At 61.4% G+C, this 12,273-nt stretch carries 10 protein-coding genes; 6 read left to right on the top strand and 4 right to left on the bottom strand.

Annotated features, from left to right (window positions below; all coding sequences use genetic code 11):
• Positions 1–45: 45 nt before the first annotated feature.
• The 4 genes from AB4N43_RS27960 to AB4N43_RS27945 are packed head-to-tail and all read right to left on the bottom strand — an operon-like array spanning position 46 to position 5,116.
• On the bottom strand, positions 46–996 hold the full coding sequence (locus AB4N43_RS27960) for an aldo/keto reductase (RefSeq protein ID WP_460152393.1): 951 nt from the start codon (positions 994–996) through the stop codon (positions 46–48).
• Between the two features lie 31 nt (positions 997–1,027).
• Positions 1,028–2,494: an efflux transporter outer membrane subunit gene (locus tag AB4N43_RS27955; protein WP_460152391.1), complete on the bottom strand. Its 1,467-nt coding sequence runs from the start codon at positions 2,492–2,494 to the stop codon at positions 1,028–1,030.
• Positions 2,495–2,513: 19 nt separating this feature from the next.
• Positions 2,514–3,983, bottom strand: a complete 1,470-nt coding sequence (locus AB4N43_RS27950; protein WP_027924804.1) for a DHA2 family efflux MFS transporter permease subunit — start codon at positions 3,981–3,983, stop codon at positions 2,514–2,516.
• On the bottom strand, positions 3,983–5,116 hold the full coding sequence (locus tag AB4N43_RS27945) for an HlyD family secretion protein (protein ID WP_059182651.1): 1,134 nt from the start codon (positions 5,114–5,116) through the stop codon (positions 3,983–3,985). The genes AB4N43_RS27950 and AB4N43_RS27945 overlap by 1 nt, the downstream gene beginning before the upstream one ends.
• A 227-nt stretch (positions 5,117–5,343) precedes the next feature.
• Between AB4N43_RS27945 and AB4N43_RS27940 the strand changes: the two genes are divergently transcribed.
• From AB4N43_RS27940 to AB4N43_RS27915, 6 genes are all read left to right on the top strand, one after another.
• A complete protein-coding gene (locus AB4N43_RS27940; RefSeq protein WP_027924806.1) occupies positions 5,344–5,967 on the top strand; it encodes a TetR/AcrR family transcriptional regulator in 624 nt (207 codons plus the stop codon).
• A gap of 8 nt (positions 5,968–5,975) precedes the next feature.
• Entirely contained in the window at positions 5,976–6,500 is a 525-nt protein-coding gene (gene mug, locus AB4N43_RS27935; RefSeq protein WP_027924807.1) for a G/U mismatch-specific DNA glycosylase, read from the top strand.
• Between the two features lie 116 nt (positions 6,501–6,616).
• Positions 6,617–7,990, top strand: a complete 1,374-nt coding sequence (locus AB4N43_RS27930) for a glutamine synthetase family protein (protein WP_410922674.1) — start codon at positions 6,617–6,619, stop codon at positions 7,988–7,990.
• 7 nt (positions 7,991–7,997) lie between these two features.
• Positions 7,998–9,389, top strand: a complete 1,392-nt coding sequence (locus AB4N43_RS27925; protein ID WP_460152389.1) for an aldehyde dehydrogenase family protein — start codon at positions 7,998–8,000, stop codon at positions 9,387–9,389.
• A gap of 3 nt (positions 9,390–9,392) precedes the next feature.
• On the top strand, positions 9,393–10,553 hold the full coding sequence (locus AB4N43_RS27920; protein ID WP_460152387.1) for an iron-containing alcohol dehydrogenase: 1,161 nt from the start codon (positions 9,393–9,395) through the stop codon (positions 10,551–10,553).
• Positions 10,554–10,700: 147 nt separating this feature from the next.
• Positions 10,701–12,260 carry an amino acid permease gene (locus AB4N43_RS27915; protein WP_460152385.1) on the top strand — a complete coding sequence of 520 codons (1,560 nt, stop codon included), beginning with the start codon at positions 10,701–10,703 and terminating at the stop codon, positions 12,258–12,260.
• The last annotated feature ends 13 nt before the right edge of the window (positions 12,261–12,273 follow it).

The following is a 12,273-nucleotide window of genomic DNA, read 5'->3' as shown; positions in this document are numbered from 1 at the left end:
AAAAAAAAGCGGCGGCCTGAGATCAGGCCGCCGCGCTAGCATGGGTTACCTTTTGCCCGGGATAAAGCCCGGAATACCAGTTTCCACCACCGAGTTGAAGCGCACCCGTGTCGTGATGTCCTCCTTGATCTCAAGCATGGCCCGGTGCGGCAGCGTGGTAATGTCAAAGTTTTCCTGAATATGGCTCAGTGTCGCAGACGTGGTCAGAAACGCCACACCGCGCTGCACCGACCAGGCCAAGGCGACTTGAGCCGGGGTTCTGCGCAGGTGTTTGGCGATGCCGGTCAGCACCGGATCTTCCAGCACCGCAGGCTGCATGCCATGACCGAGCGGCGCAAACGCGAGGACGATGATGCCGTGCAGTTTGCAGAACTCCAGCAGCTCCCATTCCGGCAGATACGGGTGGGATTCCACCTGCACCACGGCAGGTTTTATCCGCGCGACTTCGACAATCGCCTTCAACGCCTCAAGGGTGATGTCCGACAAGCCGATGGATTTGCAGCGCCCTTCATCCACAAGCTGTTCCAACGCCCGCCACGTCTCGATCAAGGTCACGCCCGAGTCATAGATCATGTGGCCGAACGGGTCTCGGGGTTCCTGGTCATCACCGGGTTGAAAGGCGAACGGCGTGTGGATCAGGTAGCAGTCAACGTAATCCACTTGAAGGTGCCGGCAACTGGCCTCGAACGCCGGCAACACGCGCTCGGGACGATGGTTGGTGTTCCACAGTTTGGTGGTAATGAACAGGTCTTCGCGCCGGGCCTTGCCCGAGTCGATGAAGGCCTTGAACGCCACGCCCACGGCTTCTTCATTGCGATAACGCTCGGCGCAGTCGAAATGACGGAAACCGGTTTCCAGCGCGTGGGTGACCGCTTGGGTGGTGACGCTGAGGTCGCGGAACAAGGTGCCAAAGCCCACGGCTGGCATCTCGGCCGAGCCGTGGTTCAGTGCAAATTTTGTCTCGCGAAGTTCGTCGTGAAAGGCTTCGTAGGTCATGTCGTTACTCCACTCTCTGAGGCCGCAGCCTTTACTGATATGAACGTTTGGATGCTTCGCGACTGGCGACTCGCTGCTCAAACACGCCAACCGAATTGCCACCCAGGGCGACAAACAGCTGGACGGTGTCGAGGTACTGCGCGGTCTTCACCCTGATCTGTCCCAACAACGCTTGCTCATAGGCGCGCTCGGCCTCCAGCACCTGGAGAATGCTGTTCTCGCCTTGGGCGTACGCTTGCTGGTTCAAGCGAAAACTGCTGTCGGCGGCGCGCAATGCATCTTCCTGGGCGAGGTTTTCTTCGGCGTGATGGTTGATGGCTTGCAGCGTGTCGGCGACCTGACCGAACGATTGGATGACGGTCTGCTGGTAGTCAGCGAGCGATGCGTTGTAACCATCGACCGCCGCCTGGCGTTCAGCCTTGAGGGTTCCACCATTGAAGATCGGCCCCGCCACCCCGGCGGCGAAGCCCCAGAGCGCGGCGCCACCATTACCGGACGCCGACTGTGCGAGAAACGCGGACAGCTCCACATGGGGATAGAGGTTGGCAGTCGCGACACCGACGGCGGCGCTGGCCATGTGCAGTTGCGCTTCGGCTTGCAAAACGTCCGGCCGGGTGTGGGCCATTTCCGAGGGCAGACTGACAGGCACGTTGGCCGGCAAGGCAAATTCACTCAGGTCGAAGTCCGGCGCGATCCAGTCGGCCGGGCCTTTGCCGGTCAGAATCGACAGCGCATGCCGGGCCGAATCACGTTGCTGAGCCAGAGGCGGCAATAGCGTGCGGTCCTGGGCGAACCGGGTTTCGGCCAGCGACACATCGATCTGCGTGGTGCTGCCGTTGGCATGGGCCATGCGCACCAATTCAAGGTTTTTGCTGTCATTGGCCAGCAGTTTTTCCACGGCCTGGATCTGCGCATTCGCCGAGGCCATCAACAACGCCTGGCTGGCGACATTGCCCGTCAAGGTCAGGTACGCCGCTTCGTAGCGATGTTGCTGAAACGCCGTCAATGCTTGCTGTTGTTCAACCTGGCGCTTGTTGCCGCCGAACACATCCAGGTCGAAACCGACCCGAGGCCCGATGGCATAAAAGTTGGAAACCACGGGCTGCGGTCCGTTGTGCGTACGCTGACGACCGGCCTGGGCAGCAAAATCGACCTGCGGATACAGCACCCCTTGCGCCGCCGCGACGGAAGATGCCGCCTGGCGAATGGTGGCATCGGCCGCGACGAGTTCCAGATTGCCTTCGATGGCCCGGCGCACAACGCCGTCGAGCTTGGGCGAACGAAACGCTGTCCACCAGTCGCCGTTGACCTTCTTGCCCAAATCGATGCGCTGGCCAAGACGCTGCTCGGCCTGTTGATCGTAGTGTTGCGACGGACTCGGCGCAGGCATTTGATAATCGGGGCCGACCGTGCAAGCGGTCAGGAACACCAGCACCGCGACCGCGCCGAACGTGGTGTTGATCAGTTGTCTGTTGATGAAACGCGCATTGGATTTCATGAGGCAAACTCCACGAAAACTAGTTGGTCGCAACAGGCTTGCGAAGAAAGATCACCAGTGGGCTCACCACCAGCATCGCGAACATCAAAATCTTGAATTGGCCGACCACGCCGATAAACGCCGCCTGGCCGGTGATCATTTCGTTGAGCCCCGCCATGGCTTGCAGGGACGTCGCCGCCGAATGCGCCGCCGCGCCATACGGCGTCAGGTTGCTGGCCAGCGCCATGTGCATCGCGTGGGTGTTGTTGTAGAAATACAACTGCACGATTGCCACACCGAGGGTGCTGCCGTACACACGCGACAGATTGAACAGACCGGTGCCTTCCGGGCGCAGCGTCGGGTCGAGCGTGCTGAACGCAACCTTGGTCAGCGAGGGCATCAACAGGCCGATGCCGATGCCCTGAATCGCCCCGGCCAGCGCCACCGGCCACCCGTCCATCAGCGGCGAATAACCGAGCATCAGCCAGTTGGCATACACCACGATGGCCACGCCCGCCGCCACGAACAGTCGACGGTCGAAACGCTCCGGAACACGCCCCATCAACAGAAATGCACCAACCAGGCCCATGCCCCGCGGGATGGTCAGCGAACCGGTGGTGTCCGGCGGGTAGCCGAGGATTTCATCGAGCATCGGCGACGTCAGCGCCATGGTCGACAGCAGCACGAAACCCACCGCAAAAAAGATCACCGTCGACAACACGAAGTTGCGGTCGCTGAACAAACGCTTGTTGAGAAAATGCACCTTCGCGGTCAACACATGCACGAGGAACAGGTAGAGCCCGAGTGCACAGCCGATCGCTTCCAGCCAGATTTCGGTCGAGGCAAACCAGTCCAGGCGTTCCCCACGATCGAGCAACATTTGCAGGCTGATCAGCCCCAGCGTGAAGGTGCCGAAACCGAAGAAATCGAACGTCGGGCGTTTCTCGGCCTTCTTCTCGGCGAGCAACAATGCGATCACCAGGAAGATGTACGCCGACAGCGGCAGGCTGATGTAGAAGATCGGGCGCCAGCCAAAATGTTCGGCGACCCAGCCGCCGATGCTCGGGCCGCTGACGATGCCCAACAGCACGATGGCGGTCCACGTCGCGCCGAACTTCGCGCGTTTCTCCAGTGGCAATGTTTCCAGGGCAATCGCCATCGACAACGGCGCCAGCACGCCACTCGCCAGGCCCTGGAAAATCCGCGCGCCGATAAACTCCAGCGGCGTCGAAGCCAGGGTGGCGAGCAACAAGCCCAGGACGAACACGGCCAGCGCGGTTTGGTACACCCGTTTCAAGCCATAACGCCCGGCCAGCCATTGCGCGACCGGCATGGTGATCGCGCTCGCTGCAAGGTACGAGGTGAAAATCCACCCCGCCTGGTCGTCGGTCATCGACATACTGCCTTGAATATGTCTGAGCACGGCATTGGGCAGAGGCAGGTTCGCCGATTGCATATACGTCGCGAGCAATGCGGCCAACCTCAATGAACCCGCGGGAGTGGTGTTCATCAGGAAGCTCCTGCGGTCAACAGCGCCTTGAGCGGTTGCCACCATGGCGTGCGGTGCCCGGTATCGACCTTGACCGTGGCACTGATCCCCGAATAGAGCGGCATCTGCGGGTCGAGCTCGTCGAGTTCGAGTCGCACCGGCACCCGCTGCACCACCTTGACCCAATTGCCGGTGGCATTTTCCGGCGGCAGCAAGGCGAAGTCCGAACCGGCACCGGGGCTCATGCTGATCACGTGGGCCTTGAATTCGTGATCCGGGTAGGTGTCGAGATGAATGGTCGCGGCCTGACCCGGACGCATATGCGTCACCTCCGTTTCGCGGAAGTTGGCTTCCACCCACACCTCGCGATCGGACAACAGCGCAAAGGCTGGCGCGCCGTTGTTGACGAAATTACCCACCTGCAAATCATCGACCTTGGCGACGATGCCGTCGTCCGGCGCATACACCGTGGCGTACGAGAGGTAGAGCTGGGCTTCATCCAGTTGCGCCTTGGCCTCGCGGACGGCCGGGTGGCTGTCGGCCTCGATGTTCGGATTGCCATTCAACGCGACCACGGTGCTGGCGATCTGTTGTTCGATGGAGGCAATACGTTGGCGTGACACTTTCACGTCGGTGTCGGCGCGCTCATAAATCGACTTCGACACGAACTCGGACGCGACCAGTGCCTTCTTGCGCCCAAATTCCTTTTGGTCAAAGTCGGCCGACTCTTTGGCCGATTGCAGTTCAGCCTGTTGCTGGCGGTAACTGGCCTTGAGCCCATCGATGCGCAACCGCGCGACGCTCAACTGGGCTTGTGCGCGGTCAACGGCGATCTGCAAGGGTTTGGGGTCGATGCGGAACAACACCTGGCCCTTGCGAACGGGCTGGTTGTCTTCGACTGCGATCTCGATGACCTGCCCCGAGGTGCGCGCATTGATCGAGGCCTTGGCCACTCGGGCGTAGGCGTTATCGGTCGAGATGTAAGGCTCGCCAGCAACATAGTGGGCGTATCCGATCGCGGCGAAGAGCGCCGGGACACCCACCATCAACAGGGGCCGTACGGTTTCTTTAAGCGTTTTTTTGTTGGGCGCTGTCGGGTTTGGCCCTGGGTGCTCAAAGGTTTGTGAAGCCGGGATATCGAACTGTTTAGTCATGATCGAAAACACCTTTAACCGGGAAGTCAGGGGCTAATACCCATAAAAAACAGCCATACCGTGCGCAGTCAGAAGGATCACTCCGCCGCACCCTGTTTCGTCGCCGCTATACCCCGTTCGAGCGCTGCTTCAACAAACCTGAAATTGAGGAACTTCTGGTTCCTTAATTTTGTGCGATGGTGTAAGAATATGCCTCGACTTACCTTCACACAAGGATTTTGTACGCCATGGCACAAAAAAAGATTACCGAAGCAAAAGGACGTGGACGCCCACGCGCCTACGACCCACAGACCGCACTGCAGCAAGCGCTTGGTGTGTTTTGGAGTACTGGTTATTCCGCCGCGTCGCTGGACAGCATCGCCACCGCAGCGGGCATGAACCGCCCGAGCCTGTATGCCGCTTTCGGTGACAAACACGCGCTGTACATCAAGGCGCTTGAGCAGTACTGGGAATTTGCCGCCGCCGACATGCACGCGGCGCTGACGGACAGCCAACTGACCTTGAGCGAGGCGTTGATGCGTTTCTATGAGGGGCAGCTATCAATCTACTTCTCGGGAGACGGCCAACCCCGCGGCTGCTTCGCGATTGGCACGGCCACCACCGAAGCCGTCGAGGATGTTGAAATCCGTGAGGTGCTGTCGGACCGTCTGAGCCGACTCGACGCCGATCTCGAAGCGCGTCTGCGAACGGCCGTGACTGCCGGCGAACTCAAAGACAACGTCGACCCGGCCGCCCTCGCCGTGCTCGCCTCCTCCCTGCTGCACAGCATTTCCATCCGGGCGCGTGCAGGAAAATCCCGCGCGGAACTGACCGAACTGGCACGCAACGCGGTCAACGTGATCTGCGGTTGAGAGGCTTTATGGCGGGTGAAGGACTTGAAGACATTTTGGCCGATCAGCTCGACGTGATTTTCTGCGGGATCAATCCGGGCATGACGGCCGCCGCCCAAGGGCATCACTTTGCGGGCCGGAGCAATCGTTTCTGGCGCACGCTGCACCTTGCCGGGTTTACCCCCGAGGAGGTGCGCCCGGAAAACGACCGGACCCTCTTGCAGTACCGCTGCGGATTGACCGCCGTGGTCGACCGGCCTACAGCGCGCGCCGATCAGCTGTCGTTGCACGAATTCATCGCCGCCGCTGCCGACTTCGAACAGAAGATCCTGCGCCATGCGCCCCGTGTCGTCGCGTTTCTCGGCAAGGCCGCCTACAGCGCGTTAACCGGCCAGCGAGACATTGCCTGGGGCCTTCAACCCAAGACCTTCGGCAACGCCAAGGTCTGGATTTTGCCCAATCCGAGTGGGCGGAATCTGGCGTTCTCGCTGGATCAATTGGTGGCTGCGTATCGCCAACTCCATCAAAACTTGCACAAATCAACAGTAGGCTAAGCTAAGGATCAGCTTATTGCGCACGATGCTCGCTCCGGCAGGGTTTGGGTGTTTCTGAAGAGCGTCTGCAACAGCTATTTCAGACAGGCCCACACTGTTCACGCAGGACTGACGTGATGACCGAGCCCCTTCTCAGCTTTGATGAACTGAAGCGTGCCGCCGTTGCCGGCGAAATTGATACCGTCCTGGTCTGCATGGTCGACATGCAGGGACGTCTGGTCGGCAAACGATTCCAGGTCGAATTTTTCATCGACAGCGGCCATGAAGAAACCCACTGCTGCAATTACCTGTTGGCCGACGACATCGACATGGAGCCCGTGCCGGGCTATGCCGCTGCCAGTTGGAGCAAAGGCTATGGCGACTTTGTGCTCAAGCCTGACATGTCCACCCTGCGCCGGGTGCCCTGGCTGGAATGCACGGCGCTGGTGCTCTGTGATGTGCTCGATCACCACCATCGCCGCGACTTGCCGCACAGCCCGCGGGCGATCCTGAAGAAGCAGATCGAACGCCTGCGCGAGCGTGGCTATACCGGCATGTTCGCCTCGGAACTGGAGTTCTATCTGTTCGACGAGAGCTACGAGGCGATCCACAAGCGCAACTACCACAAGCCAAAAACCGCCGGCCATTACATCGAGGATTACAACATCCTGCAGACCACCCGCGAAGAGCCGGTGCTGCGGGCGATTCGCAAGCACCTGCAGGCCAGCGGCATTCCCGTGGAAAATTCCAAGGGTGAATGGGGCCCCGGCCAGGAAGAAATCAACATCCGCTACGCCGATGCCCTGACCATGGCCGACCACCACGTCATCATCAAACATGCCTGCAAAGAGATCGCGCAACTGCAAGGCAAGGCGATCACGTTCATGGCCAAGTGGCGTTATGACGCCGCCGGGTCCAGCAGCCACATCCACAATTCGCTGTGGGACAAGAACGGCAAGAAGCCGCTGTTCTTCGATGCCAAAGCCGAATTCGGCATGTCGAACCTGATGCGCTCCTGGGTCGCCGGTCAGCTCAAGTACGCCAACGACATCACCTGTTTTCTCGCGCCCTACATCAACTCGTACAAGCGTTTCCAGGCCGGCACGTTTGCACCGACGCGGGCGGTCTGGAGCCGCGACAATCGCACCGCCGGTTTTCGGCTGTGTGCCGAAAGCAGCAAATCCATCCGCATCGAATGCCGCATCGGCGGCGCCGACCTCAACCCGTATCTGGCCTTCGCAGCCCTGATCGCGGCGGGCCTGGCCGGGGTCGACGAGAAGCTCACCCTCGCCCCGCCGTTTGAAGGCGACGCTTACGTCGATGACCATTTGCCCGAAGTCTCCAAGACCTTGCGCGAAGCCAGCGCCGCACTCCAGAGCTCGAGCATGTTGCGCGAAGCGTTCGGCAACGAGGTGATCGACCACTACGTGCACACCGCCGAATGGGAACAGAAAGAGTACGACCGGCGGATCACCGACTGGGAACTGCAGCGCGGCTTCGAGCGCTATTGAGGTCAGCATGACGGCAACCATCCAACTCATTTCCCCGGTCGATGGCCGGGTGTATGCCGAGCGCCGCTACGCCGACGCCACGCAGATCGAACAGGCACTGACCGCCGCCTCCACCGCCCAGGCACAGTGGAAACGCCGGCCACTGAGCGAGCGCGCGGTTTTTTGCAGTGCGGTGGTGGACGCGATGCTGGCGATGAAAACTGACATCGTGCGAGAACTGGCCTGGCAAATGGGGCGCCCGGTACGCTTTGGCGCGGGTGAACTGCGCGGTTTCGAAGAGCGTGCCCGGCACATGATCGCCATTGCACCTGAAGCCCTGGCGACGATTGAACCCACGCCCGTCAGCGGATTTCGTCGGTACATTCAACGTGATCCGTTGGGGACCGTGCTGGTCATTGCGCCATGGAATTACCCGTACCTGACCGCGGTGAATACGATCATTCCGGCGCTGATGGCCGGCAACAGCGTCATCCTCAAACACGCGTCGCAAACGCTGCTGGTGGGAGAACGGTTCGCCGAGGCCATGGCCAATGCCAACTTGCCGCCCGGTCTGTTTCACAACCTGCTGCTCGATCACCGCCAGACCGCCGACATCATTGGCTCCGGACGCGTGCAGCAAGTGAATTTCACCGGTTCCGTTGGCGCTGGCGAGGCCATGGAAACCGCCGCTACCGGGCGCTTCCTTGGCGTCGGCCTGGAGCTCGGTGGCAAAGACCCGGCCTATGTGCGCGCCGATGCCAATCTTGAACACGCGGTAGAAAACCTGGTGGACGGCAGTTTCTTCAATTCCGGGCAAAGCTGCTGTGCCATCGAACGCATTTACGTCGACAAGACAATCTACCCGGACTTCATCGAACGTTTCGCCGCCCTGACTCGCCAATACGTGCTGGGCAACCCGCTGGATGAAGCCACCACACTCGGCCCCTTGGTCACCCCGGCCGCCGCTGATTTCGTGCGCGGCCAGATCGCCGAAGCGCTGGCCCAAGGCGCCATGGCACTGATTGAACCCACGGCATTTGCCGCTGACGAACCGGGCAGCGCCTACCTCGCGCCGCAAGTATTGGTCGATGTCACTCATCAAATGTCGGTCATGCGCGAGGAAAGCTTCGGTCCGGTGGTCGGCATCATGCCGGTGGACGGTGACGACGAAGCCATCGCCCTGATGAATGACAGTGAATTCGGGCTCAGTGCCTCGATCTGGACTCAGGACCTGGCCGCCGCCGAACGCCTGGGCAATGAAATCGACACCGGCACCGTGTTCATGAACCGCTGCGATTACCTGGACCCGGCCCTGGCCTGGACCGGGGTAAAAAACAGCGGACGCGGCGTCACCCTGTCGCGCCTCGGTTATGAACACCTGACCCGCGCCAAATCCTTCCATTTGCGCCACGAGATCTGAGCCATGAGCCTGACCGCGAACTGGAATTACCCCACGAGCATCCGCTTCGGTGTCGGCCGCATCGCCGAACTCGCCGACACCTGCCGCGCCCAGGGCATTCAGCGCCCGTTGCTGGTCACCGACAGTGGCCTGGCGCGTGCGCCGATGACCCTCGCCACCCTCGACGCCTTGCGCTCAGCGGGCCTCGGTGCGGCGATGTTTAGCGACCTCAAGCCCAACCCGGTCGAAGCCAACCTTGCCGGAGGCCTGGATGCCTGGCGTGCCGGCAACCACGATGGCGTGATCGCCTTCGGGGGCGGCAGCGGCCTGGACATGGGCAAGCTCATCGCCTTCATGAGCGGACAGACGCGGCCGGTCTGGGATTTCGAAGACATCGGCGACTACTGGACCCGCGCCGATGAACGCCGCATCGCCCCGGTCATTGCGGTACCGACCACGGCGGGCACGGGCTCGGAAGTCGGGCGTGCAGCGGTGATCATCGACGAGGCGACCCACACCAAACGCATCATCTTCCACCCGAAAATGATGCCGCGCGTGGTCATCAGCGACCCGGCACTGACCGTCGGCATGCCGGCGAAAATCACCGCCGGCACCGGCATGGACGCCCTGGCGCACTGCCTGGAAGCCTACTGCGCCCCCGGTTTTCACCCGTTGGCCGACGGCATCGCCGTGGAAGGCATGCGCCTGGTGGCCAACGCATTGGTGCGCGCCGTGCACACGCCGGGCGACCTGGAAGCGCGCGCGAACATGCTCGCGGCGGCGGCGATGGGCGCCACCGCGTTCCAGAAAGGCCTGGGCGGAATGCACGCGCTTTCACATCCGGTGGGCGCGCTGTACGACACCCATCACGGCATGACCAATGCGACCTTCATGCCCTATGTCCTGAAATTCAATCGCCCGGCCATCGAAGAACGCATCACCCGCCTGGCCGCGTATTTGCGTTTGCCTTCCCCCGGCTTCGACAGCTTCCTGGCCTTCATCCTCAAGCTGCGCAAAGACATCGGCGTGCCACACACGCTGTTCGAGTTGGGCGTGGACGATCGACAGGCTGATCTGATCGCGGACATGGCCGTGGTCGACCCTTCTGCCGGCGGCAACCCGCTGCCCTTGACCAAGGCCGGTGCGGCAGAGATTTTCGACGCGGCGTTTCACGGCCGCCTGTAGAGCCGTTGACTGTCGGTGCTCGACACATGAAGGCAGCGCACGGCAGGTTGTATCGGTTGGAGACAGGAGCAGTACGACAAGGGGTTGAAAGCCAGCTCGTCCGGCATTCCGGAGGGGCGCGTATCAAAACCTGAAGGGGCACACAACATGAATCCAGCAAGCCAGCCCGGCTCCGACGCCTCGCATGACGAGGACGTCAAGGCGCTGCACAGCATGGGCTACGCCCAGCAGCTCTCACGACGCATGGGCGTTTTCTCCAACTTCGCGATTTCCTTCTCGATCATCTGCATCCTCTCCGGGGGCATCAACTCCCTCGCCCAGGGCACCTCCGGCGCGGGCGGCGCGTCCATCGGCATCGGCTGGCCCATCGGCTGCCTGATCTCCGGGGTGTTCGCCATGGCCATGGCGCAGATTTCCTCGGCGTACCCCACCGCTGGCGGGCTGTATCACTGGGGTTCGATTCTGGGCAACCGCTTCACCGGATGGCTGACCGCGTGGTTCAACCTCCTGGGATTGGTCACCGTACTGGGGGCGATCAACGTCGGCACCTATTACTTCTTTTTCGGTGCGTTCGGCCCGGCATTGGGCATGGAAGACACGACCATGGTGCGGGTGATTTTCCTCGCCGTGCTGACCGGTCTTCAGGCCTTGTGCAACCACCTGGGGATCGGCCTGACCGCCAGGCTCACCGACTTCTCCGGCTACCTGATTTTCGCCACGGCTTTGGCGCTGACCATCGTCTGCCTGATCTCGGCACCGAGCTATGAATTCGCACGGCTGTGGACCTTCAGCAACTACTCCGGCGATGCCGGCGGCGCGGTCTGGCCATCGGTGTCGAACGGCTGGGTGTTCATGCTCGGCCTGCTGCTGCCGATCTACACCATCACCGGTTATGACGCCTCGGCACACACCTCCGAAGAGACGCGCAACGCAGCCATTTCCGTTCCGCGCGGCATGGTCATGTCGGTGGTCTGGTCGTTGCTGTTCGGCTGGGTGATGTTGTGCTCGTTCGTGCTGATGTTGCCGAACATGGACGAGGCGGCCAAGCAAGGCTGGAACGTGTTTTTCTGGGCGATGAACACCCAGGTCAGCCCGACGCTGAAAGTGGCGCTGTATGTAGCGATTTTCATCTCGCAGATCCTCTGCGGCTTGGCGACCGTGACCTCGGTGTCCCGGATGATTTTCGCCTTCTCCCGCGACGGCGGCCTGCCCTTCTCCAGAGCACTGGCCTCGGTCTCGCCAACCTTTCGCAGTCCGGTGGCGGCGATCTGGACGGGTGCCACCCTCGCCGTGCTGTTCGACTGGGGCTCGTCGGTGATCTCGGTCGGGGCCACGCCGGTGTATACGATCGTGGTGTCCTGCACGGTGATCTTCCTGTTCTTCTCTTTCATCATTCCCATCGTGCTGGGCCTGTTTACCTACGGGACCTCGAAGTGGCCGACCATGGGGCCGTGGAACATGGGACGCTTCTGGTACACCGTATTCGCCCTGCTCTCGGTGCTGTCGATGGTGATCATTTTCATCATCGGCATTCAGCCACCGAACGATTGGGCGCTGTACATCACCATCGGCTTCCTGGTGCTGACGGCGATTGTCTGGTTCGGCTTTGAAGCCCGACGCTTCCAAGGGCCGCCGGTGGGCGATGTGATTGCCCAGCGCCAGGCGCAGATTGCGGCGGCAGAGGCGGCGTTGAATAAACGCGCCTGAAGCTACACGAACC

It is taken from the genome of Pseudomonas sp. S2_B07 (assembly GCF_054668435.1).
The sequence above is the reverse complement of the archived record's forward strand: the minus strand, read 5'-3'. Positions and strand labels throughout refer to the sequence as shown.